At 63.6% G+C, this 25080-nt stretch carries 18 protein-coding genes and 1 tRNA gene; 11 read left to right on the top strand and 8 right to left on the bottom strand.

Annotation, left to right across the window (positions count from 1 at the left end; genetic code table 11):
• The first annotated feature begins 9 nt into the window (after nt 1-9).
• From fdxH to F3J24_RS00320, 6 genes are all read left to right on the top strand, one after another.
• A complete protein-coding gene (gene fdxH / locus F3J24_RS00345; protein WP_003055535.1) occupies nt 10-939 on the top strand; it encodes a formate dehydrogenase subunit beta in 930 nt (309 codons plus the stop codon).
• Nucleotides 936-1562, top strand: a complete 627-nt coding sequence (locus tag F3J24_RS00340; protein ID WP_167001772.1) for a formate dehydrogenase subunit gamma — start codon at nt 936-938, stop codon at nt 1560-1562. Before fdxH ends, F3J24_RS00340 begins: the two co-directional genes overlap by 4 nt.
• A 102-nt stretch (nt 1563-1664) precedes the next feature.
• Entirely contained in the window at nt 1665-2633 is a 969-nt protein-coding gene (fdhE, locus tag F3J24_RS00335) for a formate dehydrogenase accessory protein FdhE (RefSeq protein ID WP_167001769.1), read from the top strand.
• Nucleotides 2634-2722: 89 nt separating this feature from the next.
• On the top strand, nt 2723-4162 hold the full coding sequence (gene selA, locus F3J24_RS00330) for an L-seryl-tRNA(Sec) selenium transferase (protein ID WP_167001767.1): 1440 nt from the start codon (nt 2723-2725) through the stop codon (nt 4160-4162).
• A gap of 93 nt (nt 4163-4255) precedes the next feature.
• Nucleotides 4256-6181, top strand: coding sequence for a selenocysteine-specific translation elongation factor (selB, locus tag F3J24_RS00325; RefSeq protein ID WP_167001765.1), 1926 nt, complete (start codon nt 4256-4258; stop codon nt 6179-6181).
• A gap of 173 nt (nt 6182-6354) precedes the next feature.
• A tRNA-Sec gene (locus tag F3J24_RS00320) sits at nt 6355-6450 on the top strand.
• A 15-nt stretch (nt 6451-6465) separates the two neighbouring features.
• Here F3J24_RS00320 and F3J24_RS00315 read toward each other — a convergent pair.
• On the bottom strand, nt 6466-8154 hold the full coding sequence (locus F3J24_RS00315) for a long-chain fatty acid--CoA ligase (protein ID WP_167001763.1): 1689 nt from the start codon (nt 8152-8154) through the stop codon (nt 6466-6468).
• A 182-nt stretch (nt 8155-8336) separates the two neighbouring features.
• Here F3J24_RS00315 and F3J24_RS00310 point away from each other — a divergent pair, with 182 nt between their 5' ends.
• Nucleotides 8337-8849, top strand: a complete 513-nt coding sequence (locus F3J24_RS00310) for a pyridoxamine 5'-phosphate oxidase (RefSeq protein WP_167001761.1) — start codon at nt 8337-8339, stop codon at nt 8847-8849.
• Here the strand turns inward: F3J24_RS00310 and F3J24_RS00305 are convergent.
• Both F3J24_RS00305 and F3J24_RS00300 read right to left on the bottom strand, forming a co-directional pair.
• On the bottom strand, nt 8846-9388 hold the full coding sequence (locus F3J24_RS00305) for a hypothetical protein (RefSeq protein ID WP_167001759.1): 543 nt from the start codon (nt 9386-9388) through the stop codon (nt 8846-8848). The genes F3J24_RS00310 and F3J24_RS00305 overlap by 4 nt on opposite strands.
• Nucleotides 9389-9441: 53 nt before the next feature.
• Entirely contained in the window at nt 9442-9624 is a 183-nt protein-coding gene (locus F3J24_RS00300) for a hypothetical protein (protein WP_167001616.1), read from the bottom strand.
• Nucleotides 9625-9849: 225 nt separating this feature from the next.
• Between F3J24_RS00300 and F3J24_RS00295 the strand changes: the two genes are divergently transcribed.
• From F3J24_RS00295 to F3J24_RS00285, 3 genes are all read left to right on the top strand, one after another.
• Nucleotides 9850-10476 (top strand): alpha-ketoglutarate-dependent dioxygenase AlkB, encoded by a 627-nt coding sequence (locus tag F3J24_RS00295; protein WP_167001757.1) that lies wholly within the window; start codon nt 9850-9852, stop codon nt 10474-10476.
• Nucleotides 10477-10951: 475 nt separating this feature from the next.
• Nucleotides 10952-12142 carry a zinc metallochaperone GTPase ZigA gene (gene zigA, locus F3J24_RS00290; RefSeq protein WP_167001755.1) on the top strand — a complete coding sequence of 397 codons (1191 nt, stop codon included), beginning with the start codon at nt 10952-10954 and terminating at the stop codon, nt 12140-12142.
• Between the two features lie 18 nt (nt 12143-12160).
• Entirely contained in the window at nt 12161-12400 is a 240-nt protein-coding gene (locus tag F3J24_RS00285; protein ID WP_167001753.1) for a hypothetical protein, read from the top strand.
• A gap of 345 nt (nt 12401-12745) precedes the next feature.
• Here the strand turns inward: F3J24_RS00285 and F3J24_RS00280 are convergent, their stop codons facing one another.
• The 4 genes from F3J24_RS00280 to F3J24_RS00265 form a co-directional block, all read right to left on the bottom strand.
• Nucleotides 12746-14209 (bottom strand): efflux transporter outer membrane subunit, encoded by a 1464-nt coding sequence (locus tag F3J24_RS00280; RefSeq protein ID WP_167001751.1) that lies wholly within the window; start codon nt 14207-14209, stop codon nt 12746-12748.
• A gap of 13 nt (nt 14210-14222) precedes the next feature.
• Nucleotides 14223-17453, bottom strand: coding sequence for an efflux RND transporter permease subunit (locus tag F3J24_RS00275; protein ID WP_167001749.1), 3231 nt, complete (start codon nt 17451-17453; stop codon nt 14223-14225).
• A 22-nt stretch (nt 17454-17475) separates the two neighbouring features.
• Nucleotides 17476-18717, bottom strand: coding sequence for an efflux RND transporter periplasmic adaptor subunit (locus F3J24_RS00270; RefSeq protein WP_167001747.1), 1242 nt, complete (start codon nt 18715-18717; stop codon nt 17476-17478).
• 181 nt (nt 18718-18898) lie between these two features.
• The gene (locus F3J24_RS00265; protein WP_167001745.1) at nt 18899-19735 is read right to left on the bottom strand and encodes an alpha/beta hydrolase; all 837 of its coding nucleotides are present in this window, start codon (nt 19733-19735) and stop codon (nt 18899-18901) included.
• A 176-nt stretch (nt 19736-19911) separates the two neighbouring features.
• Between F3J24_RS00265 and F3J24_RS00260 the strand changes: the two genes are divergently transcribed.
• Nucleotides 19912-20838 (top strand): LysR family transcriptional regulator, encoded by a 927-nt coding sequence (locus tag F3J24_RS00260; RefSeq protein ID WP_167001742.1) that lies wholly within the window; start codon nt 19912-19914, stop codon nt 20836-20838.
• Between the two features lie 51 nt (nt 20839-20889).
• Here F3J24_RS00260 and hrpA read toward each other — a convergent pair whose 3' ends face one another.
• Entirely contained in the window at nt 20890-24945 is a 4056-nt protein-coding gene (gene hrpA / locus F3J24_RS00255) for an ATP-dependent RNA helicase HrpA (RefSeq protein WP_167001740.1), read from the bottom strand.
• Nucleotides 24946-25080 lie beyond the last annotated feature (135 nt).

Below are 25080 nucleotides of genomic sequence, written 5' to 3'. Positions count from 1 at the left end.
GCCACGCTGATGTCCTCAACCATGTCTCTCGATATCAAACGCCGCTCGGCGACGACGACACCCGCACCCAGCGCACGCGGTGCGCATGCGGGTGAAGTCGCCAAGCTGATCGACGTCTCCAAATGCATTGGCTGCAAGGCTTGCCAGACAGCCTGCATGGAGTGGAACGACCTTCGCGACGAAATCGGCACAGTGGCCGCTGGCGTCTACGACAACCCGACGGATCTGACGTCGGAGTCGTGGACCGTGATGCGCTTTGCCGAGTACGAAAACGAAGCCACAGGCAACCTGGAGTGGCTGATCCGCAAGGACGGCTGCATGCACTGCGAAGATCCGGGCTGCCTCAAGGCCTGCCCCTCGCCTGGCGCCATCGTCCAATATGCCAACGGCATCGTGGACTTCCAGCAGGACCAGTGCGTGGGCTGCGGCTACTGCGTCACGGGCTGCCCGTTCAACATTCCGCGTATCTCCAAGAAGGACCACAAGGCGTACAAGTGCACCTTGTGTTCGGACCGCGTGGCTGTTGGCCAGGAACCCGCCTGCGTCAAGACCTGCCCCACCGGAGCCATCCAGTTCGGCACCAAGGAAGCCATGCAGGAGCAGGCCTCCCGCCGCGTCGTGGACCTCAAGGAACGCGGCTACGAAAAGGCCGGTCTCTACGACCCGCAGGGCGTGGGAGGTACGCACGTGATGTACGTGCTGCACCATGCGGACAAGCCTTCTCTCTACAAGGGCCTGCCGGACGATCCCAAGATCAGCCCGATGGTGTCCCTGTGGAAGGGTGTGGCCAAGCCTCTGGCCATGGCCGCCCTCGGTGCAGCTGCTGTCGGCAGCCTGTTCCACTACATCACCAAGGGTCCGAACGACGTGTCCAAGGACCTGGAAGATGAAATGGAGCGCAAGGACGCCGAAGCGCAGAACAAGGAGAACGGCCAATGAAACGCAACCCTCGCGACCTCGTGCGCTACAACGCATCGGAGCGCGCCAACCACTGGGTGGTAGGCATTTGCTTCATTTTGCTGGCCCTGTCCGGCCTGGCGTTCTTCCATCCCGCCTTCTTTCCGCTGACACAGCTGTTCGGCGGCGGCCCATGGACTCGCATTCTGCACCCCTATATCGGGGTGGTGATGGCCTTGTTCTTCGTCATCATGGCTTGCCGTTTTGCCAAGCTCAATATCGTGGAACCCCGCGATATCGAGTGGCTCAAGAACGTCAACAAGATGATCGACGGCGACGACCACGACATGCCCGAGCAGGGCAAGTACAACGGCGGCCAAAAGCTACTGTTCTGGGGCCTGGTGATCGGCATGCTGATGATCACGGTCACCGGCGTGCTGATGTGGCGTGCCTGGTGGACGCTGCCCGTGGGCGTGGTGCGTGCCGCTTCGGTGGTGCATGCCATCGCTGCGGTATGGATGATCGGCCTGATCATCATGCACGTCTATGCGGCTATTTGGACTCGCGGCACCATTCGCGCCATGTTGTATGGCACAGTGACCCGTGCCTGGGCCAAGCAGCACCACCGCGGCTGGTATCGCAAGATGACTGGCGACAACGACTGATCGCATCGGTCTTTGGATAAAGTCACTTAGACACTTGTTGATCGCCGCCGGACGCCCTCTGCTGGGCGTGCCGGCGGCTTCAGTTTCGGGACCCCTATTTCTATGCAACAACGCATTCTTCAACCCGGCGAAATCGAAGCGCTGGACAAAACCAGCTTCCCCCGCATCCTGCTGCCTCAGGTAGCCAGCCTGTTCGCCGACCGCGCCGCGCGCCTGCGCCAGCTGTCGCAAGGCAATCCGATTGCGGATTACCTGCAGTTTGCTGCCAAGATCGTGGATGCCCAGCATGCCTCTGCCTCCCAGGTGGAGCTGCAGCCCCTGGACACCGCCAGCATCGAGCGCGCGCAGCAGCACTCCATGCCCTTGCTGCCTGCGGTCGACCACATCGATCCGGTCTGGCATGAGGTGCTGGATGTCATGCTGGACACGCTGGCCGGAAGCGAAGGCCTGCCCGAGCCCCTGCAACCGCTGATCACCTCGCTGCGCGAACTCAGCCTGCAAGAGCGCAATGAAATCGCCCAGCGCCTGCTGCAAAAGGAAGTGGCTGCCCGCCATATCGGCATGGCACCTTTCATCATGGCCGCGCTGCAGGTGGTCTTCGCCAAGCGCGCAGCAGCGCTGCAGGTCCAGGACGTGCCCTATACCGAACCTGCCACCATCTGTCCCGTGTGCGCCAGCGAACCTGTGGCCAGCGTCATCCGCATCGGCGGCAAGCTTGCCGGTCACCGCTACGCCCATTGCGGCACTTGCGCCTGCGAATGGCATATGGTGCGCGTCAAGTGCACGCACTGCGAATCGACCAAGGGCATCCACTACCAGGGCATCGACGGCGGCGGCGAGGAAGTCCTGGCCGAAACCTGCGACGAATGCGGCAGCTACCGCAAGATCGTCAACCAGGAAAAAAACCCCATGGTCGAGCCTCTGGCCGATGATCTGGCCAGCCTGATGCTGGACCTGCTGATGAGCGAGACCGGCTTCCAGCGCGCCAGCGCCAATCCTCTGCTGTTTGTGGCCGTGGCCGAAGAGCAGCAAGGCGAGGCCGACCAGCAGCTGGTGGACCCAGCGGCCTGAACCTGCGGGCGCCAAGCGCCACCATAATGAGGGCGGCAGGTCTTCCTGCCGCCTTTTTTGATTTTTCGACGACCCGACATACCCTGGCCATGAGCAATACCGCAGTGACTGCCCCCGAAATTTCGCACCCCTCCCAGCTTCCTGCCGTGGACAAGGTCTTGCTCGCGGTCGAGATGCAGGCATTGCGCGAATGCTATGGACTGGACGCCTGCACCAAAGCCGTCCGTGACGTGCTGACAGGGCTGCGCCAGCAGCTTCTGGGCGCCGGCGATCAGCCCGCCCAGAGCGTGCAGGCCGACATCGGCAGCATCGTCGAGGCCGCACAGCGCCAGCTTCAGGCCCGGTTCGCGCCACGCCTGCAGCCTGTCTTCAACCTCACCGGCACGGTGCTGCATACCAATCTGGGCCGCGCGCTGCTGCCGCAGGCTGCCATAGACGCCGTAGTGCAGGCCATGAGTGCCCCGGCCAATCTGGAGTACGACCTCGAAGACGGCGGCCGCGGCGATCGCGACGACCTGGTCGAATCGCTGATCTGCGAGCTGACCGGCGCCGAAGCCGCGACCGTTGTCAACAACAACGCCGCTGCCGTGCTGCTGGTGCTGTCCACCATGGCGACGGGCCGGGAAGTCGTGGTCTCACGCGGCGAGCTGGTCGAAATCGGCGGCGCCTTCCGCATCCCCGATGTCATGACCCGCGCCGGCGCGCGGCTGATCGAAGTCGGCACCACCAACCGCACCCACGAGAAAGACTATGCAGGGGCCATCGGCGAGAACACGGCCGCACTCATGAAGGTGCACTGCAGCAACTACGCCATCACCGGCTTCACCAAGGCCGTGAGCGACGCCGATGTTGCCCGCATTGCGCACGACAGCAGCCTGCCCATGATCGTCGACCTGGGCAGCGGCACGCTGATCGACATGCGCGACTGGGGACTGCCCTACGAGGTCACGGTGCGCGAGACGGTCGAGTCCGGCGCCGACATCGTCACCTTCAGCGGCGACAAGCTCCTGGGCGGCCCGCAGGCCGGCATCATCGTCGGCAAGCAGGAGCTGATTGCCCAGATCAAGAAGAACCCGCTCAAGCGCGCGCTGCGCGTGGGCAAGATCACGCTGGCGGCGCTGGAGCCTACGCTGCGCCTGTACCTGAACCCCGAAAAGCTCGCCCAGGAGCTGACGACACTGCGCCTGTTCACACGCAAGGCCGCCGACATGCAGGCCCAGGCCGCTCAGCTGCAGCCTCTGCTGCAGCAGGCACTGGGCCAGGAGTATGTGGTGGAAACCGCGGCCATGAACAGCCAGATCGGCAGCGGCGCCCTGCCCGTGGAAAATCTGCCCAGCTTCGGCCTCAGGATCTATCCGGCCAGCGGCAAGCAGGCGGGTCGCCAGCTGACCCGGCTCGAAGCGCGCTTTCGCGCCCTGCCTCGGCCCGTGATCGGGCGCCTGCATGACGACGCGCTGTGGCTGGATCTGCGCTGTTTGGAAAACCCGGCGCAGGCCCTGTTTGCCGCGCAGCTGCCGCTGCTGGCCTGAGCCAGCCCTACGGCCCCCCGAAATTTATCTATAAAAATACCTTGCATCGCTTGATACACAAGCGCCAGCAGCTATCAAAACCATAAGCACACCATGATCATCGGAACCGCAGGCCATATCGACCACGGCAAAACCACGCTGGTGCGCGCGCTCACGGGCGTGGAAACCGATCGCCTCAAGGAAGAGAAAGCCCGCGGCATCTCCATAGAACTCGGCTATGCCTACAGCCCGCTGCCCAATGGCGATGTGCTGGGCATCATTGACGTGCCGGGCCACGAGAAATTCGTCCACACCATGGCAGCCGGTGCCGTCGGCATTGACCACGCCCTGCTGGTCGTGGCGGCCGACGACGGCGTCATGCCCCAGACCATAGAGCATCTGGAGATTCTGCAGCTGCTGGGTGTCAGGCGCGGCAGCGTGGCGCTGACCAAGGTCGATCGCGTGCTGCCGCAGCGCATTGCCGACGTACACCGGGAAATCAACGCCATTCTCGGCGTCACTGCTCTGGCGGACAGCCCCATCTTCGAGACCAATGCCGCAGAACCCGGCAATGCCGGCGTACAGGCTCTGCGCGAACACCTGCAGGTGCAGGCCCAGATGATGCAGGCGCGCCCCCGGGACGGCCTGTTCCGGCTCGCTGTGGACCGTGTCTTCACGCTGGCAGGCCAGGGTACGGTGGTCACGGGCACGGTCTTCAATGGCCAGGTCCGCGTGGGCGACACGCTGGCACACTCGGCCAGCGGTCAGACCGTACGCGTGCGCAGCATTCATGCCCAGAACCAGAGCAGCGACAGCGGCGTCGCCGGCCAGCGCTGCGCACTGAATCTGGCAGGCATAGGCAAGGACGAGATCGAACGCGGCGACTGGATCATGGACCCGCGCCTGCTGCAGGCCACGGACCGCCTCGACATTCATCTGCACCTGCTCAGCGAAGCGCCCTCGCTGGCCCAGTGGACGCCCGTCCATGTGCACCTGGGCACCAGGCGCACCACCGGCCATGTGGCCCTGCTGCAGGACCAGGCCATAGAGCCCGGCACCGAAGCCCGCGTGCAGCTGGTGCTGGATGCGCCGGTATTCGCCCTGCCCGGCGACCGCCTGATCCTGCGCAACGCCCAGGCCAGCCGCACCATCGCCGGCGGCATGGTGCTCGATCCCTATGCGCCCAGCCGCAAGCGCCGCAGCACAGAGCGCATGGCCTACCTCGACGCCATGGAGCAGCTCATAGCCCGCAGCGACTTCAGGCCGCTGATCGCACAGGCCCCACACGGCATTGCGCGCTCGCAGCTGGTGAGGCTGAGCGGCCATGCCTTCCCCGAGACCAGTCTGGCCGACACCATCCAGCTGCCCATTGCCGGCGGCGATGCCATGGTGCTAGGCCTGCAGCGCTGGCAACTGCTGCAGAACCAGCTTATCGAAAGCCTGGCCCGCTTTCATGAAAAATCGCCCGACGAGCCCGGCGTCAACGCTGCCCGGCTGAGACGCATGGCACTGCCCGGCCTGCAGCAAAGCAGCTACGACGCACTCTATCAAGGCCTGGTCGATGCTCTGCTTGGCAGCCAGAAGTTGGCCAGCACCGGCGCCTGGCTGCATTTGCCACAGCACAGCGTGCAGCTGAGCAGTGCCGAGCAGACGCTAGCCGAAAAACTGCTGCCCGCCATCGCGGCAGGCCGCTTTGACCCGCCCTGGGTGCGCGATCTGGCGCGCGACCATGCCGCAGGTGAAGAGCTGGTGCGCCAGCTGCTCAAGAAGCTCTCGCGCCAGGGCCAGCTGTTCCAGGTCGTCAAGGACTTGTTCTATGCACCGGCACGCATGGACGAGCTCGCCGCACTGGTTGCCGACATCGCCGGCAGGCACGCCAGGGGTGAAGTGGAAGCCCGCGCATTCCGCGACGCCACCGGTCTGGGCCGCAAGCGCGCCATCCAGATTCTCGAATTCTTCGACCGCACCGGCTACACGCGCCGCGTGCGCGATGCCCATCTGCTGCGCCCTGACGTGCATTGGAATAGCACGCCACGCTGATCCTGCAAGGAAAGCAGATAGAAATAAGCCCAAGTTCCTTATGCAACCTGCGCAACAAGCTATCAAATCAGAGTAACGGGACATGAGGCCGGCTCGTCGTCAAATGCCGGATTGCTGGCTACAATCGCAGTCCTATCTTCTACAAGAGCGGCAACTGCCGCTCTTGACCCAAAGGAAGGCAATCGTGCCCGGTGGCGCGGCCGGGCTTCAAACCCGGTGGGGGGCGTCAGCCGCTCCCGGGTTGGTTCGACTCCAGCTGCTTTCCGCCACTCCCCTTCTGGTATTCAGGCTACAGCTTCCTGCTCCTGCAGCATTCGCCACATCACCTTGCCGCTGCCGCTCTTGGGCAAGGCCGTCACGAACTGCACCAGACGCGGCGCCTTGTAGACCGCCATATTGTCGTGGCACCACTGGATGATCTGCTCTGCCGTCGTGGCCTCATGACCGGCACGCAGCACGACCACCGCCTTGACGGTTTCGCCGCGATAGGCATCCTTGGCGGAGATCACGCAGGCCTCCTGAATCCCGGGATGGCGGAACATCAGCGACTCCACCTCGGCAGGCCACACCTTGAAGCCACTGGCGTTGATCATGCGCTTGAGCCGGTCGGTGATGAAGAAATAGCCCTCCTCATCCACGCGTCCCAGGTCACCGGTGCGGAAAAAGCGCTTGCCATCCAGCTCCATAAAGCTCTGCTCGGTTGCCTCGGGGCGCTGCCAGTAGCCTTCGAACACCTCGGGGCCGTTGACCACGATCTCGCCCTGCTCTCCCTGGGGCACTTCCTCCAGCGTGTCGGGGCTGATCACGCGCGCATCGGTGCTCATGAAGGGAATGCCCAGACATTGCTGCTTGGGATGGTCGGGAGGATTGCTGTGCGAGGGTGCGGCAGTTTCGGTCAGACCATAGCCTTCACAGAAGCGCAGCCCGTACTGCTCCAGTAGCCGCTGGGCCACGGCCTGGGGCATGGCGGCACCGCCGCCACCGATGTATTTGAGGCTGGAGAGATCGAAGGACGCAAAGTTGGGACTGGCCAGGAGATCAATCACCATGGTCGGGATATTGGTCCAGCTCGTGACCTGATAGTGCGAGATCAGGCGCCCTGCCAGTTCACGCTCCCAGCGCGGCATGATGATCAGCGTCGCCCCCACGTAGATGGCGCTGTGCAGCACGGACACCATGCCCGTGATGTGAAACATGGGCACGACGGCGAGCACCACGTTCTCGCTGGTGCCCGTGCCCCACAGCGCACCGGAAACGGCATTGTGGTTGATGCTGCGGTGCAAGTGCATGCAACCCTTGGGCTGTCCAGTGGTGCCGCTGGTATAGGGCAGCAAGGCCAGATCGTCACGGCCTGCTGTATGCGGCGGCGGCAGCTCGCTGCAGGCCAGCGCCTGCGTCCAGGCATGGACCTGGCCGTGGCTCAGGCTGGCAGGCTCGCGCTCGCCCAGCAGCCAGTTGCGCCAGGCTTCGGGCGGCGCATCCGGCCCCTGCACATCGGCATCAAAGCCGTCGGTAAACCGGGTGACCAGCAGGTGCTGCAGCGCATCGGACGGCTCCAGGGCATTGCTGGCCTTGGCCAGCTCCGAAGCCAGATCGGCCGTGGTGATGGCCACCTTGGCGCCGGAGTCCGTGATGTAGTGCTTGAGCTCCTCCGCCGTATTCATGGGATTGACCGGCACCACCACCGCATTGGCGCGAAAGATGGCGTAATGCGCCAGCACCAGCTGCGAGCTGTTCTGCATCAGCACGATGACGCGGTCGCCCTTCTGCACGCCCAGGCCATGCAGATAGGCGGCCATGCGCTCCGTGCCCTCGCACAGCTGCTTATAGGTCGTGGTGCGACCCAGAAACACCAGCGCGGCCTTGTCCGGATAGCGCCTGGCATTGACGGCCAAGTTCTCCCAGACGCTGGTTGCTGGAACGGTGATGGAATGGGGCAGCCGATTGGGCCAAAACTGGTGATGAGCGGGCATGAGTCAGGCAATCAGAAAAGCGTATACATAGTCCGAGTGGACTAATCAGTCCGCAAGACTAGGCCTGCCGACACGGACCGGCATCCGGGATGCCCCCAAGAGCCGGTCACTCATGTGACGGCTGCTGCGGCCTGGCCCGGCTCGCTCTGGTCCGGCTCCGCGCTCTGGCTTACCATGCGCAAATGCCCCATGAATCACGCCTGCAGCAATCGCTGCGCCAGCTACTCGCCAACGGGCGCACCGCCGCCCTGGCCTTTCAGCCACAGGCCGGTTCTTCAGCGCCCGGATATCTGCCGGCCCCGGGGCTGTCCCTGGTGCCCTGGGCCTGGAGTGGCGAATTCAGCTGCCTGGTGCTGCATGTCAGTGCGCTGGCCAGCCATACACAGGCCATGGAACTGCACCCCGCCGTCAGCCTGCTCATCAGCAGGCCAGAGACCGCTGGCGAAGCCGTGCATGCGCTGGAGCGCATCAGCATTCAAGGCGTGGCGTCCACTCCCCCGCGCGACAGCGGCCTGTGGCACAGCGCCCGTGCCAGCTATCTGGAGCGCTTTCCCGAAGCCGAGCCCATGACGGCGCTGGGCGACTTTCGCTTTGTCTGCATCACACCGCAAGGCGGCAGGCATGTCGCCGGCTTCGGCGCGGCGCGCGATGTGGACGAGCACGATCTCATAGCCGCACTCAACCCGGTGGCCTAGTCTTTGCTGGTCTGGCCCAGCCTAGTCCGGCCAGCTTGATCCTGGTGCACGTGCTCGGCAATCAGGCACATGCAAGCCAGCGGCTGGCCCTGCACCAGGGCCTGAACATGGTCCTGCCAGATCTGCCCCTGCTGCTCCACGCTTGCGTCCAGAAAGCACTGCAGCATCTGATATGGATCTGCACAGGCCTGATAGCGATAGAGATCGCGCCGCAGGCATGTCGCGCGCAGATGCAGACCGAACGCCTCCCAGGTCACGGGCCGGCCTTGCAGGCGCTGCCACTGATGCAGCAGCTCATGGGCGAAGACGCCTGCCACCACAGGGTGGGAAAGCCGCAGCGGCCGATGCGGATCGGCATGTTCGAAAAAGCTGCGCGGCAGATAGATGCGCCCGCCACCCAGGGACAGCGCGCGCCTGGTATCGCCCAGACGCCGCACATGCAGTCGCATGCCGGGCAGCAGTTCATCCAGCGCAGTACCGAAAAGCAGCTGCACGAATCCGGTCTCGACCGGCATCAGGCTTCGTCGCCAGAACATCATGCAACAGGCCGCGCGCAAGGAGGATTCCGCATCTTGAAGACTCCCGGCACGCGCTAGAACTCGAAGACCTGGCCCGGTTGCGGAACCTGGACCGAGAAATCCAAGCGCTCGTGCAGCAGCGTGGCCAAGTGCTCGTTGGCCTCGCGGCCGTCGATCAGAAAACGACTGCCCAGCGCCTCGACCAGAAAACAGGACCCCGTGACCGACTGCGCCGCACCGTGAAAAGTGATGTTCATGAAGCAACCATTGACGATCCATAAGTTCTTCGCCCCACCTTGAAATACATGGTTAAAAGGTTTTTGGGCGCTCTGCTACCCGAAGTTCTCTCATGAAGGAATTTTTCTCATGAAGTGGGGTAGTCTCATATAAGCATCTTTTCATGCCTAACCTTCAAATCTACATCGTATGTAGCGAAGTAGCCATGCAAACCGGAAGCCAGAGCCTCCGCTAAGGAACTGTTTATGCAAGCAGGTCTTTTTGACGACCAATCGCTACAGGCATCTATTCCTGGACTTCGGTACGAGGAGAACTTCCTGAGCTTGACGGAAGAAGCTCATCTCATTGAAGTAATCCAGTCCCTGCCGTTCAAGTCCGCGAAATACAAAGAGTACTTCGCCAAACGCCGGGTCGTAGGCTTTGGCGGAAGCTTCGACTTCGAGGCGAACCAGCTGAAGCCAGGGCAGCCCCTCGACGAGCGCCTGTTGCCATTACGTCTGCGTGTCGCGCAGTGGGCCAACATGGAACCTGAAAGGCTCTCTCACGCCTTGGTGTCCGAGTACTCACCGGGTACACCGCTGGGCTGGCATCGCGATGTCCCGGACTTCGAATGCATCTTCGGGATCTCTTTCGGCGGAACAGCGACACTGAAATTCCGCCCGTATCCATACAACCCAAAGCGCCCGCATCAAACGGTCAGCCTAGAAGTTAATCCAAGGTCCATCTATGTCATGCGGGGAGATGCTCGCTGGAAATGGCAGCACTGCGTTGAAGAGACCTCCGAGATGCGATGGTCGGTGACATTCAGAAACTTAAGGCGGCAAGCAACTCAAGTCTCAAAACAAGTGGGATTGTCGAGATGGCTTGTTTAAGAACTAGAGCGGCAACTCGACCAGTGATGAAGACCTCTTACTCCATTTTGAGACCGCGGTCCTTAACCAATTTCGACCATTTCAGACTTTCGCTTCTGATGAAGCTCGCAAAGTCCTGGCTGCTACCGCCCCCCAGCTCATTGCCCTGACTCAGGATGCGGTCTTTGGCGCATGCGGCGGCTCCAGGAATACGGCACGGTCATCGACAGCAACCATTTGCAGCACCAATGTGAAGAGCACTTGCAGCTTAGCTTGAACAAATAGCCAAGCTTATATGCCTCTCGCCATACTCCCCTTTAGAACTCAGCGCCGTGTACCTCCAGGAGTTACGGAAAACATTTGGAGCGTCCTCGTAGCCGCCTCCAGGTAGGCATGGGACCGAGCAGCAGATCCTGTGCGACCAATCTCCTCAGCACCGCTTTTCGAGTAATAATTGATAACGATTTATCATTATCAATTTAAACTGAGGTCCACTATGGCTAAGCTGCTTCCAGTGACCGTTCTCTCAGGCTTCCTGGGGGCGGGCAAAACGACCCTTCTAAACCACATACTCAACAACCGCGAAGGCCGCCGAGTTGCAGTCATAGTCAATGACATGTCCGAGGTCAACATCGATGCGGCTCTGGTGCGCGATGGCGGTAGCAAGCTCTCCCGCACCGAGGAGAAGCTGGTTGAAATGAGCAATGGCTGCATCTGCTGCACCTTGCGCGAAGACCTTCTAGTGGAAGTCCGCAGGCTCGCCAAAGAAAAGCGCTTCGACCATCTCGTCATCGAATCCACAGGTATTTCAGAGCCACTGCCTGTGGCCGAAACGTTCACCTTCACCGACGAAGCAGGAGCAAGCCTTTCCGATATTGCGGCTCTGGACACCATGGTCACGGTTGTTGATGGCTTCAATTTCCTCAAGGACTATGAATCCAGGGATAGCCTCGAGAGCCGTGGCGAATCGCTTGGACAGGAGGACCACCGGTGTGTTGTCGACTTGCTTATCGAGCAAATTGAGTTTTGCGATGTGCTCGTTCTGAACAAGACCGACCTCATCTCCGACGCGGAGCAATTGCGTCTACGGGCCATTCTGGCGAGCTTGAACCCTCGCGCCAGAATCGTTGAAGCGACCTTCGGCAAAGTGCCCCTCGCATCCGTGCTTTCAACCAAGCTCTTCAACTTTGAAGAGGCGGCAAAGGCCCCGGGCTGGCTCAAGGAGCTTCGTGGTGAGCACAAGCCTGAGACCGATGAATATGGGATTGGCAGCTTTGTCTATCGGTCGCGCCGCCCCTTCCACCCCGAGCGCTTTCACAGGCTGGTAGAGACCGAATGGCCGGGAGTCATCCGTTCCAAAGGCTTCTTCTGGTTGGCCAGTCGCCCCGCCAAGGTCGGCGACTGGTCTCAGGCAGGTGCAGTGTGCCGGAACGGCCTTGCTGGCCGATGGTGGGCCACCGTGCCTCCAGAGCACTGGCCAACGGACTCAGAATCCATTGCAGCCATCAAGAAGAACTGGGACGAAGAGGTTGGAGACGCACGCCAAGAGTTGGTCCTCATTGGAATTGATATGGACGAAGCAGCACTCCGGCGCATGTTCGACGCATGCCTATTGACAGACCGGGAAATGACTCTAGGCCCCCGGGCGTGGAGAGCTTTCAAGGACCCTTTCCCGACCTGGGCGTAAGCAAAGGAGCGAAACAACATGACGACACATTGCATACAGGCCGGTGCCTACCAGGCAATCATTGGAGAGCCCTTCATCGTGACCTTCTGCACAGGCATGAAGCTGCACTTCAAGGCGCCAATCGCATTTGGTGAATTATCGAAAATGTTAATGCCCAGCTCCTCCGAGGCAGTAGCGGGCACTTTCAACGGCTTGCACTTTGGCCCAGAAGAACTCATTGTTCACGGCGGCCATGTCCAGTTCGGCATCTCCTCATAAGCCTGAACTCCCGTTCTAGACGGCATGACCGAGCACAAGCCCAGCAAAGCAAAGCAAAGCAAAGCAAGGTGAGCCTACGCGATACGAAATCGTCCGTCAGCTCATCTTCATCACGTCCATTGCAGCGCTCGCCGCTAAGTTTTTGATGTACCTGGCGGCCCTCCGAGTCCGGAGAATTTCACACCCAGAGGCTTCAAGGTCGCGCGTCATAAGCTCGCGCGAATCCCAATCCAGACCCGAGCAATTCTCTGGCCTCGTAGCTTTGCCGCTGACTTCAGCCCAGGCCTGCTCGGAGCCGGTTGGTGCAGCAACAGCGCGCAAACCGGATCCGGAACGGGCCCATCCTCAACCGCGTTCCGCCACGGGCTCGCCGCTGTCCCAGCCTCCTCCCAACGCACGAATCAGCGCCACCGTGGCCGTGTACTGCGCGGTGCGCACCTGCAAGGCCTGCCGCCGGTTGCGCAACTCGTTGCGGCGCGCATCGAGCAGCTCCAGCTGGCTCACCAGACCGTTGCGATAGCGCACGTCCGAGAGGTGTGTGGCGCGCTCCGAAGACTGCACGGCCTGCCCCAGCACATGGGCCTGCCCCGAGAGCAGACGCAAGGCACTGAGTTGATCCTCGACCTCCCGGAAGGCCGCGAGCACCTGACCGCGCTGGGCTGCCACGGCAGCCTCCAGGCGCGCACGAGCACCCTCTTCCTGCGCTGCGCGCTGGCCGCCGTCGAAGATGGGTAGGGACAGCAAGGCACCTATGCCCCAGGAGCGCGCCGACCACTTGAACAGATCGCCGAGCTCCGGCGAGGCATAGCCGCCATTGCCCGTGAGCGTGATAGCCGGAAACCATGCGGCCTGCGCCACGCCCACGCGGGCCTGGGCAGCCAGCACCGATGCCTGGGCCGCCGACACATCGGGGCGGCGCGCCAGCACCGTCGCAGGCACGCCTGCCGGAATAACGGGCAGCGTTGCCAGCACAGGCTGCTCAGCCAGCGTGAAGCCAGTGGCGATATCGCCGACCAGCACGGCCAGAGCATGCGTGAGGGCCGCCTGCTGGCGCTCCAGCGCCAGCGTCTCGGCCTCGGTGGCCGAAACCTCGGTCTGCATGCGCGCCACGTCCAGCTCGGCCGCATCGCCGGCCCGGAAGCGCTTCTCGATCAACGTCAAAGTCTCGCGATAGGCTACCAGACTCTGCTCGACCAGTTGGCGTTCGGTCTGCAGCGAACGCAGCTGCAGATAAGTCTGGGCCACATCGGCCTGCACCATCAGGCGCGTACTCTGCAGCAAGGCTTCGCGTGCATTGGCATCCTCGCGTGCCGCCTCACTGGCCCGAGACAGGCGGCCGAACAGATCCGCTTCGTAGGAGAAGTTCAAGCCGGCCGTGACCAGGGTTGCGGGCTGCATGCCGTTCGCGGTGTTCACACCGGCCTGGCGCACAGCACCGCCCGAGGCACCGATCTGCGGCTGCCGCTGGGCATCGGCCGAGCGCAGTAGAGCGCGGGCTTCGGCCAGGCGGGCCGCAGCGGTCTGCACATCGGTATTGGCTTCACCCGCACGCTCCACCAGAGCGCTGAGTTCGGCGTCGGCAAATACCAGCCACCAGGCCCCTCGCGACTGGGACTCGGCCGGGGTAGCCTGCGTCCAGCCCGCGGCTGCGGCCTGGGCTCTGAAGCTTGCTGGCACGGCAACGCCGGCATGCTCGGCTACCGTGGGCGGTGCGCTGGCGCAACCCGCCAGCACCAGGGCTGCCGTCAGCGCGCTCAGGGACGGCATCAGGGATCGAATGCCTTGCATCGTTTTCATATCGGAATCCATGGTTGATTGGCGCTTATTCGTCATGGCCGCGCGGCGCAGCAGGCATGGGTAGGGCCGAGGCGCCGTGACCCGGCTCGCTGATCGGCGCTACATGACTGCCATGCTGCTGCAGCGGACGGTTGCCGGCCAGACGGCGCAGCACCACATAGAACACAGGCGTGAGGAACAGGCCGAAGGCCGTCACACCGATCATGCCGGCGAACACCGCCACGCCCATGGCGCTGCGCATCTCGGCTCCAGCGCCCGTGGACAGCACCAGTGGCAGCACGCCCATGACAAAGGCCAGCGAGGTCATCAGGATGGGGCGCAGGCGCAGGCGACTGGCTTCGATCGCAGCCTGCACGGGGGTGCGGCCGGCAAATTCCAGCTCGCGGGCGAACTCCACGATCAGGATGGCGTTCTTGGCCGACAGCCCCACCAGCACGATAAGCCCGATCTGCGTGAACACATTGTTGTCACCGCCGCTCAGCCACACGCCGGTCATGGCGGCCAGCAGGCCCATGGGCACGATGAGGATGATGGCAATCGGCAGGGTCAGGCTTTCGTACTGCGCCGCCAGCACCAGGAAGACCAGCAGGATGGCAATGGGGAACACCAGCACGGCAGAATTGCCGGCCAGGATTTCCTGGTAGGTCAGCTCGGTCCACTCGAAGCCTATGCCGGGCGGCAGGGTTTCGGCGGCAATGCGGTCGACGGCTGCCTGGGCCTGGCCCGAGGAGAAGCCAGGCGCGGGCCCGCCATTCACATCGGCAGCCAGAAAGCCGTTGTAGCGCATGGCGCGTTCTGGCCCGAAGCTGGGTTCAAGCTTCATCAGCGCCGACAGCGGCACCATCTCGCCCGTGGTGGAACGCACCTTGAGCAGGCCCACGTCTTCGGCACGCGCCCGGTAGGCGGCATCGGCCTGGACGCGCACGCTATAGGTGCGCCCGAACTGGTTGAAGTCGTTGGCGTACAAGCTGCCCAGGTAGATCTGCAGCGTCTCGAAGATATCCGTCACCGGCACTCCAAGCTGGCGCGCCTTGGTACGGTCGATGGCGGCATAGAGCTGGGGCACGTTGACCTGCCAGCTGGTGAACAGGCCGGCCAGTTCGGGCGTCTGGTAGGCCTTGGCCATGAATGCCTTTACGGCCGCATCCATGGCGTCATAGCCCAGCGAGGCACGGTCCTCGATCTGCAGCTTGAAGCCGCCGGTCGTTCCGAGGCCGGCCACAGGAGGCGGCGGGAACATGGCGATAAAGGCTTCCTGGATGCTGCCAAACGCCTGGTTGAGCTGGCCCGCCACAGCACCGCCGCTCTGGTCGGCATGCTTGCGCTCGGCAAAGGGCTTGAGCGTGACAAAGACGATGCCCGAGTTGGAGCTGTTGGTGAAGCCGTTGATGGACAGTCCGGGGAACGCGATGGCGTCTTCCACATTGGGATTTTTCTTGACGATCTCGCCCATGCGGCGGATCACGTCTTCCGTGCGATCCAGCGTGGCGCCATCGGGCAACTGGGCAAAACCGACCAGATACTGCTTGTCCTGGGCCGGCACAAAGCCGCCGGGCACCAGCTTGAACAGACCCCAGGTCGCGCCCACCAGCACGGCGTAGATCACCAGCATCAGCGCCTTGCGGCCGATGACACGCTGCACGCCGCCGCTATAGGCATCGGAGCCGCGGCGGAACAAGGCGTTGAAGCGACGGAAGAAGCCGCCCAGCACGCGCTCTATGCCGCGCGTCAGTGCGTCCTTGGGCGCATCGTGGCCGCGCAGCAGCAGCGCGGAAAGCGCGGGCGACAGGGTCAGCGAGTTGATGGCCGAGATCACCGTCGAGATGGCGATGGTCACCGCGAACTGGCGATAGAACTGGCCCGTCAGGCCGCTGATGAACGCCAGCGGCACAAACACGGCCACCAGCACCAGGGCGATGGCGATGATGGGCCCGCTCACCTCCTGCATGGCGCGGTAGGTGGCCTGGCGCGGCGACAGACCGGCCTCGATGTTGCGCTCGACGTTCTCCACCACCACGATGGCGTCATCCACCACGATGCCGATGGCCAGCACCAGGCCGAACAGGCTCAGCGCATTGATGGAAAAGCCCAGCAAGTGCAGCACGGCGAACGTGCCCACCACCGAGACCGGCACGGCCAGCAGCGGAATGATGGAAGCGCGCCAGGTCTGCAGGAACAGGATCACCACAACCACCACCAGGGCCACGGCTTCCAGCAGGGTCTGGATCACGGACTTGATCGAAGCACGCACGAATTGCGTGGGGTCGTAGGCGATGCGGAACTCCACACCTTCAGGCATGTGCTTTTGCAGCTCGGCCATGGTGGAGCGCACATTGGCCGAGATCTCCAGGGCATTCGAGCCCGGAGCCTGGAACACGCCCATGCCCACGGCGGGGTCGTTGTTGAGCAGGGAGCGCAGCGAATAGTCGGCCGCGCCCAGCTCCAGCCTGGCCACGTCGCGCAAACGCGTCACGGCGCCATCGGAGCCCGTCTTGACGATGATGTCACCGAACTCTTCCTCGGTCTGCAAGCGGCCTTGCGCATTGATGGACAGCTGCATGTCAACGCCAGGCAGGCCGGGCGAGGCGCCGATCACACCGGCCGCAGCCTGCACGTTCTGGCCGCGAATGGCGGCCACCACGTCGGCGGCCGAGAGACCGCGCTGCGCCACCTTCTGCGGGTCCAGCCAGGCGCGCATGGAATAGTCGCCGCCGCCGAAGATCTGCACCTGGCCCACGCCCTGGATGCGCGCCAGGCGGTCCTTCACATTGAGCACAGCATAGTTGCGCAGATAGTCGATGTCATAGCGGCCGTTGGGCGAGACCATGTGCACGACCATGGTCAGGTCGGGCGCGCTCTTGACCGTGGTGATGCCCAGGCGGCGCACTTCCTCGGGCAGGCGCGGCTCGGCCTGGGAGACGCGGTTCTGCACCAGTTGCTGGGCCTTGTCGGGATCGGTGCCCAGGGCGAAGGTCACGGTCAGCGTCATCACGCCGTCGGTCGTGGCCTGACTGCCCATATAGAGCATGCCTTCCACGCCGTTGATGGATTCCTCCAGCGGCGTGGCCACGGTTTCGGCAATCACCTTGGGATTGGCGCCCGGGTACTGGGCGCGCACCACCACCGAGGGTGGAGCGACCTCGGGGTATTCCGAGATCGGCAGCGTCCGCATGGCGATCAGGCCAGCGAGAAAAATAAGCACCGACAGCACACCCGCGAAGATCGGGCGGTCGATGAAAAATCGGGAAAGGTTCATGGTGTCGGAGGATTAAGGGTTCTCAGACCGTGGGTTGCTTGGCGGTGCCGCGGCCATCGGCCAGCTCGGCCTTGGCGGCCATGGGCACGTCCTGAGGCGCGACCACCACGCCGGGGCGCACACGCTGCAGTCCGTTGACAACGATGCGCTCGCCGGCCTTGAGACCCGAAGTGACCACGCGCAGGCCGTTCACCGGTGCGCCCAGTTGCACCTCGCGGTACTCGGCCTTGTTGCCTTCGCCCACCACGAGCACGAATTTCTTGCTCTGGTCCGTGCCCACGGCGCGCTCGTTGATGAGCACGGCCTGGGTGGTCTGGGGCTGGCCCATGCGGATGCGCGCGAACTGACCTGCCATGAGCGTGCCGTCCACATTGCCGAACACGGCGCGCACACGAACCGTGCCGCTCTTGGCATCGACCTGGTTGTCTATAAGCTGCAGATGACCGGCATAAGGCGTGCCGCCGCTGGTGCCCACCCCCATCTGCACGGGAATGGTTTCAATCAGCGCACGCGTGCTGCGCCCCTGGCTTGCGCTCTGCAGGCCCTGCAGCGCCTGGGCCACGATCTGCTCGTCGGCGTCGAAGCTGGCATACATCGGGTCCACCGACACCAGGGTGGTCAGCACCGGCGCTCCGGCTCCCGAGCTCACGAGATTGCCCACCGTGACCTCGATGCGGCCCACGCGCCCGTTCACCGGAGCCTTGACCTGGGTGTAGCCCAGATTCAGCTTTGCAGTCTGCAGCGCCGCCTGGGCCGCGCGCAGATTCGCATCGGCCTCGCGCCGGGCATTCACCCGCTCGTCGTATTCCTTTTGCGCGATCGCCCGCTCGTCCCACAGACGCGTGGCGCGCTCGGACTCGCTCTGGGTATAGGCCATGCGCGCCTTGGCGGCAACCACCTGGGCTTCGGCGCGATCGACTTCTGCCATATAGGGAGCCGGGTCCACGGTGAACAGCAGATCACCGGCCTTGACCAGCGCACCTTCCTTGAAATGCACGGCCTGCACCGCGCCAGAGACGCGCGGCTGCACATCCACGCGCTGCACGGCTTCAAGGCGGCCGGAGAATTCATTCCACAGCGTCACGTCCTGCTGCAGAACCTGGGCTGCCGAGACCGGCACGGCCGGTGCTGCGGCTTGCGCAGCCGGCGCTTCCGCGTGCGATGCCTGCAGGCCCAGCATGGCGGCAGTCGTGGCGATCACGGCAGCGGCGACGCCGGCTGCGGCCCACCGGCGGCGATTGGAGAGTTTGGAGTGCTCGTTCATGGCAATGTCTTTGGTTCAAGGGTTGAAAGCGGTAGCGGCTCTTTCGGCGGCAGGCAAGACTCATCCCTTCCAGCGTTCAGGCCAGGAATCGAATGAGAAAGAGAAGAAAAAAGGCGCAGCCGTGCTGCGTCCGGCCCACGGGGCCGGATCAGGTCAGCGGTATCAGCGGGGCAAGATCAGCTCAGAGCCGACATCGGGTGGTTTCGAAAAACTGGCGCAACTGCTCCTGCAACTGCGCGGCGCAAGGGCAGGACTCGGGCGGCTGCTCCAGCAGTGCCTGCGGCCATTGCCCCGCTTCTGCAAACACATGGCGAAACACGCTCAGGCCGGCAGCTTCCAACCGCGCGCCATAGTTCAGTGCCTCATCCCGCATGGGGTCGGCCTCGCCGACCAGAATCAACGTCGGCGGCAATCCCGCGAGGCGGCGGGCCCTCGCCGGCACCGCATAGGGGTGCTCCGCATCATGCGGCTCGCCCAGGTACTGGCACCAGCCCGAAGCCCATTTGCATTCGACGGACTCGCCCTGAGCGGCACGCTGCGAAGGCGTGGCCGAGCAAGGGTCCAGCATGGGAGAGATCAGAATCTGCCCAGCCAGCGGCGGCTGCTGCTGATCGCGCGCCATCATGCAGATGCCGGCCGCCAGATTGGCGCCAGCCTCTTCACCGGCCAGATAGAGCGGAGCGCCCTTTCCGGCCAGCTTGGTGCGTTGCTTGTAGGCCCACAGCAGCACCTCGTAGCCCAGTTCCAGCGGACGCGGAAACGGATGCTCGGGTGCCAACGGATAGGCCAGCGACACCACACAGGCCCCGGCGGCTGCCAGCGAACTGCCGACGGTGCAACCGTTGTCCAGATCACCGGCCACAAAGGCGCCGCCATGGAAATGCAGCACCAGCGGGACCACTTCGCCGCGTCGCTTGCCGCCATACAGGCGCACATGGGCCTGCACACCATCGGCCACGGAAATCGTGGTGTCGGTATGAGGAATCGGCTGCAATGCGGTGGCTTTGGTGTTTGACATGGTTTTTCCGGACAGGACCGGGTGATGGAACAGAAATGTAGCAACAGTGATTCACGGCATAAACCCCGCAAACGCGGCCACACTGTTTCCAATTCTCGAACAATGACGGGGTGAGCTGTGTGTGAGAATCCCGCATCCTCGGCGAGTCCGGGTTTTCGCGAGGACAAGGAGATCCCATGGATCAGATACAGGCCATGCGTATTTTCGCGCGGGTCGTGGAAGCCGGCACTTTCACGCGTGCAGCCGATTCGCTGCAAATGCCAAAAGCCAGTGTGACCAAGAACGTTCAGGCGCTGGAAGAGCGCCTGCGCGTGAAGCTGCTCAACCGTACCACGCGTCGCGTCACCGTGACCGCCGACGGTGCGGCCTACTACGACCGCGCCGTGCGCCTGCTCGCAGACTTCGACGACCTTGAGGCCAGCGTCAGCCAGGCCCGCACCACGCCGCGCGGGCGCCTGCGCGTGGATGTGGGAACGACGGTGGCGCGTCTGCTCATCATTCCCCATCTGAGCGAGTTCCAGTCCCGCTACCCCGAGATACAGATCGATCTGGGCGTGAGCGACCGCACCGTGGATCTGATCAGCGACAACGTGGACTGCGTGATCCGCGGCGGCGAGCTCTCCGACCAGTCCCTGGTGGCGCGCCGCATCGGCAATCTGGAATTCATCACGGTTGCCGCACCTGAATATCTGCAGCGCCACGGCGTGCCCCGGCATCCGCGCGATCTGGAGTCCGGCCATCGCAACGTGATCTATTTCTCCCCGGTCTCGGCCAGGCGCTATCCGCTGGAGTTCCACAAGGGCGGCGAAGTGATAGAGATCGCCAGTCCAGCCCACCTTGGCATCAACGAAGGCAATGCCTATATCAGCGCCATACTCGCGGGCCAGGGCATAGGGCAGCTCAGCCGCTTCCAGATTCACAAGTACCTGGAAAACGGCCAGCTGCAACGGGTTCTCGAAGACTGGAAGCACCCACTGCTGCCGATCTATGTGGTCTATCCGCCCAACTCCCACCTCAGCGCCAAGGTACGCGCCTTTGTGGACTGGGTGGTGGAGCTGTTTTCGCGCAACCCGCTGCTGCAGGGCGAAAGCCGGCCCGCCTAATCAGGCGGGGCCGCGCTCACCAGGCGCCGGGCACAGCGCACCAAGCCTGCATCACTGCTGCAGCTGCGCCCAGACCTTGTCCAGCCGCTTGGCGCTGACCGGATACGGCGTGCGCAGCTCCTGGGCAAAAAAGCTCACGCGCAGCTCCTCCAGCATCCAGCGGTACTCCTGCATGCGGGCATCGATCTGCCCCTTGCGCTCGGCCACCAGCCGCCAGTAGCGCTGCTCCAGCGGCAGCAGCTCCTTGAGCTTGGCGGCATCGCGCGCCGGATCGGCCCGGTACTTGTCCAGGCGCGAGGTAATCGCCTTGAGGTAGCGCGCGTAATGACCGAGCTGCGCCCAGGGTGCCACGGCGATGAAGTTCTTGGGCATGAGCTTTTGCAGCTGCTCGCTCGCGTCCTTGGTGGCCTCCGGCGCGTTCTTGGTGTCCTTGATCTTGCGCGCAGCGGCCGCGTACTCGGCGAGGATAACGGCCGACATGCGAGCCACCTCGTTGGCAATCAGCGTCAGGCGGCCACGGCCGTCCTGCACTCGCTGCTTGAAGTCGGCCTCGTTGCTCGGCAAGGGCTCCTGCAGAAAGGCGCGGTCTATGGCCACATCGATGATCTGACCGCGCAGCTCCTCCTGCGTGCCCAGCGGCATATAGGCCACGGCCATCTTCTGCAGATCGGGAATATTCTTTTCCAGATACTTGAGCGCATCGCGAATCTGCAGCGCGAACAGGCGGCGCAGGCCCACACGGTGCTTTGCGGCGGCGGCCTCGGGTTCGTCGAAGACCTCGATGCCGACGGCATCGCCATGGTCGATCAGGGCCGGAAAGCCGATCAGCGTGGTGCCGCCCTTCTTGATTTCCATGAGCTCGGGCAGCTCGCCAAAGCTCCAGTCCTTGTAGCGCGCATCATGCGACTGGGCCGGCTTGCCCGCCACAGCCTTATCATTTTTAGGAGCTACTTGCGCATTATCCTTCGCACTTTCAGATACTTTTTGCTCTGAATGTATCGTCTCACAAGCGCCAGCAGCTACCTTTAACGAAGCAAGCGCCTGGAATGCACCACGTGCCTTGGCGCCCCACTCGGCCTTGAGCGCGCCCAGATTGCGGCCCTGGCCCAGTTGGCGGCCATGCTCGTCGGTGATGCGGAAGTTCATGAACAGATGCGGGCTCAGCATGTCCAGCTTGAAGTCGGCGCGCTTCACATCCAGCGAAGTCTCGTCGCGCACCTGCTTGAGCAAGGCGTCGATCAGGCCCCCCTGGGCCCAGCGTTCGTTCTGCGTAAACAACTCGGCCAGCCGCGCCGCGCTCTCGGGCAGCGGCACAAAGCGGCTGCGCGGGCGCTGGGGCAGGCTCTTGAGCAGCGCCTGGACCTTGTCCTTGAGCATGCCCGGCACCAGCCACTCGGCACGCTCCTCCGACACCTGGTTGAGCACAAACAGCGGCACGGTGACCGTGATGCCGTCGCGCGCGTCACCGGGGCTGTGCAGATAGCTGGCGCTGCAATCGGCACCGCCCAGCTTCACGGTCTTGGGAAATTTGTCCGTGGTGATGCCGGCGGCCTCGTGCCGCATCAGCTCGTCCCTGGACAGGCGCAGCAGCTCGGGCTGGTTCCTGCTCTCGGCACGGAACCACTTGTCGAAGGTCGCGCCGCTGTACACATCCCTGGGCAGATGCTGGTCGTAGAAGGCAAAGATCAGCTCGTCGTCGACCAGCACGTCCTGGCGGCGGCTCTTGTGCTCCAGCTCCTCGACCTTGCGCATGAGCTTGAGGTTGGCGGGCAGGAAATGCCATTGGGTTTCCCACTCGCCCTCCACCAGCGCCTGGCGGATGAAGAGATTGCGCGCCTCATGCGGATCGACGCGGCCGTAGCTGACGCGGCGACCGTTGTAGACCACCAGACCGTAGAGCGTGGCGCGCTCCAGCGCCACCACATCGGCCTGCTTCTTGCTCCAGTGCGGGTCCAGTAGCTGCTTCTTGAGCAGATGGCCGCCCACCTCCTCCAGCCACTGCGGCTCTATGACCGCAATGCCGCGGCCGTACAGGCGCGAGGTCTCGACCTGCTCGGCCGCAACGATCCAGCGGCCGGGCTTCTTGCTCAGGTGGGCGCCGGGATGCGGGTGGAACTTGATGCCGTGCGCGCCCAGATAGCTCTCGCTCTCCTCAGCCTTGTAGCCGATATTGCCGAGCAGGCCCGACAGCATGGACAGGTGCACGGCCTCATAACCCGCCGCCTCGTTGTTGAGCAGCCATTTCTGCTCCTTGACCACGGTCAGCAGCTGAGAGTGGATGTCGCGCCACTCACGCACGCGGCGGATATTGATGAAGTTCTGGCGCAGCAACTGCTCCCACTGGCGGTTGCTGATCTTGTGCGTGGCCTCGTCGGCATGTTGGGCCTGCTCGGCGGGGTTGAACAGCGCCAGCCGCTCCTCCACCGTGCCTTCGACCTGCGCACCGCTGGCACGCTGACTGACGGGCAGGAAGGCCTGGTTGCGCGCATTGGGCTTGGCCGCAGGCGCGTGCTGAGCCGCCATCTCCTTGCGGCTCTTGGCCACGACCTTGCCGCCGCGCGCATCCGACAGCCACTGCCACAGACGCAGATAGCCGCTGAATTCGCTTTTCTCGTCGTCGAACTTGGCATGGGCCTGGTCGGCCTGCTGCTGCGCTTCCATGGGCCGGTCGCGCACGTCCTGCACGCTCAGAGCCGAGGCGATGATCAGCACCTCGGCCAGGGCGCGGCGCTCGCGCGCTTCCAGAATCATGCGGCCCACGCGCGGGTCCAGCGGCAGGCGCGACAGCTCCTTGCCCATGGGCAGCAGATGGCCGTGATCGTCCACCGCGCCCAACTCGGCCAGCAACTGATAGCCGTCGGCAATGGCGCGGCCCGAGGGGGCCTCGAGGAAGGGGAAATGCACCACATCGCCCAGACCCAGCGACTTCATGCGCAGGATCACGCCGGCCAGCGAAGAGCGCAGGATTTCGGGGTCGGTGAAGCGGTCGCGGCTGACAAAGCTCTCTTCGTCATACAGGCGAATGCAGATGCCGTTGGCCACACGGCCGCAACGGCCCGCGCGCTGGTTGGCCGCAGCCTGCGAGATCGGCTCGACCAGAAGCTGCTCCACCTTGCTGCGAAAGGAGTAGCGCTTCACGCGCGCCGTACCGGCGTCGATCACATAGCGAATGCCAGGAACCGTGAGCGAGGTTTCGGCCACATTGGTGGCCAGCACGATGCGCCGGCCCGTATGGCCGTCAAAGATACGGTCCTGCTCGGCCTGCGACAGGCGCGAGAACAGCGGCAGCACCTCGGCGCTGCGCAGCGTGGGCGAGTGCTGCAAATGCTTGCGCAGATGGTCGGCGGCTTCACGGATCTCGCGCTCGCCGGGCAGGAAGATCAGGATATCGCCGCCCTTGCCGCCGGCCCAGAGTTCATCGACGCCATCGGCAATGGCGTCGTTCAGATCCTTGTCCTTTTCACCCTCGAACGGGCGATAGCGCATCTCCACCGGATAGGTACGACCCGAGACCATGATCACGGGCGCCGGACCGTTCTTCGATTCGAAGTGCTTGGCAAAGCGGTCGGCGTCGATGGTGGCTGACGTCACCACCACTTTCAGGTCTGGGCGCTTGGGCAGGATCTGCTTGAGATAGCCGAGCAGAAAGTCGATGTTCAGGCTGCGCTCATGCGCCTCGTCGATGATCAGCGTGTCGTAGGCCTTGAGCAGCGGATCGGTCTGGGTCTCTGCCAGCAAGATGCCGTCGGTCATCAGCTTGACGGAGGCGTTCTTCTGCAGCGTGTCCTGAAAGCGCACCTTGTAGCCCACCACTTCGCCCAGCGGGGTGTTCAGCTCCTCGGCAATGCGCTTGGCCACCGAGCTGGCGGCAATGCGGCGCGGCTGGGTGTGGCCGATCAGATGGCCGCGCACCTGGCCATTGGCATCGGGCGCGGCATTGAGCCTGCCCCGGCCCAGCGCCAGTGCGATCTTGGGCAGCTGCGTGGTCTTGCCCGAGCCGGTCTCGCCACAGACGATGATGACCTGATGGCGATCCATGGCCTCCATGATTTCCTGGCGACGGCTGGATACGGGGAGCGACTCGGGGAAGTTGATCTTCAAAGACATAAGGGCTGGGATTATCCCAGCCTCGCACCACACTCGCACACAAGATGTTGATCGCACCGCGGCCTGAGGAGTGGACGGCCCGCGCTGCGGCAGACAATTTCCAGCCTCAAGCCGGGCCGCGCTCAAATGCCTAGG

It is taken from the genome of Comamonas sp. Tr-654 (assembly GCF_011752915.1).
Classification (GTDB): Bacteria; Pseudomonadota; Gammaproteobacteria; order Burkholderiales; family Burkholderiaceae_C; genus Comamonas.
Note: the sequence above shows the minus strand (reverse complement) of the source record. Positions and strands in the feature narration are given on the sequence as shown.

Excerpts from the sequence above, each read along its gene's own strand:
- fdxH (WP_003055535.1), top strand. The coding sequence starts at position 10 with ATGTCCTCAACCATGTCTCTCGATATCAAACGCCGCTCGGCGACGACG.
- F3J24_RS00285 (WP_167001753.1), top strand. The coding sequence starts at position 12,161 with ATGACGACACATTGCATACAGGCCGGTGCCTACCAGGCAATCATTGGA.
- F3J24_RS00310 (WP_167001761.1), top strand. The coding sequence starts at position 8,337 with ATGCCCCATGAATCACGCCTGCAGCAATCGCTGCGCCAGCTACTCGCC.
- F3J24_RS00275 (WP_167001749.1), bottom strand. The coding sequence starts at position 17,453 with ATGAACCTTTCCCGATTTTTCATCGACCGCCCGATCTTCGCGGGTGTG.
- F3J24_RS00260 (WP_167001742.1), top strand. The coding sequence starts at position 19,912 with ATGGATCAGATACAGGCCATGCGTATTTTCGCGCGGGTCGTGGAAGCC.
- F3J24_RS00305 (WP_167001759.1), bottom strand. The coding sequence starts at position 9,388 with ATGATGTTCTGGCGACGAAGCCTGATGCCGGTCGAGACCGGATTCGTG.
- fdhE (WP_167001769.1), top strand. The coding sequence starts at position 1,665 with ATGCAACAACGCATTCTTCAACCCGGCGAAATCGAAGCGCTGGACAAA.
- F3J24_RS00300 (WP_167001616.1), bottom strand. The coding sequence starts at position 9,624 with ATGAACATCACTTTTCACGGTGCGGCGCAGTCGGTCACGGGGTCCTGT.
- F3J24_RS00265 (WP_167001745.1), bottom strand. The coding sequence starts at position 19,735 with ATGTCAAACACCAAAGCCACCGCATTGCAGCCGATTCCTCATACCGAC.
- selB (WP_167001765.1), top strand. The coding sequence starts at position 4,256 with ATGATCATCGGAACCGCAGGCCATATCGACCACGGCAAAACCACGCTG.
- F3J24_RS00340 (WP_167001772.1), top strand. The coding sequence starts at position 936 with ATGAAACGCAACCCTCGCGACCTCGTGCGCTACAACGCATCGGAGCGC.
- F3J24_RS00280 (WP_167001751.1), bottom strand. The coding sequence starts at position 14,209 with ATGGATTCCGATATGAAAACGATGCAAGGCATTCGATCCCTGATGCCG.
- hrpA (WP_167001740.1), bottom strand. The coding sequence starts at position 24,945 with ATGTCTTTGAAGATCAACTTCCCCGAGTCGCTCCCCGTATCCAGCCGT.
- F3J24_RS00315 (WP_167001763.1), bottom strand. The coding sequence starts at position 8,154 with ATGCCCGCTCATCACCAGTTTTGGCCCAATCGGCTGCCCCATTCCATC.
- F3J24_RS00270 (WP_167001747.1), bottom strand. The coding sequence starts at position 18,717 with ATGAACGAGCACTCCAAACTCTCCAATCGCCGCCGGTGGGCCGCAGCC.
- zigA (WP_167001755.1), top strand. The coding sequence starts at position 10,952 with ATGGCTAAGCTGCTTCCAGTGACCGTTCTCTCAGGCTTCCTGGGGGCG.
- selA (WP_167001767.1), top strand. The coding sequence starts at position 2,723 with ATGAGCAATACCGCAGTGACTGCCCCCGAAATTTCGCACCCCTCCCAG.
- F3J24_RS00295 (WP_167001757.1), top strand. The coding sequence starts at position 9,850 with ATGCAAGCAGGTCTTTTTGACGACCAATCGCTACAGGCATCTATTCCT.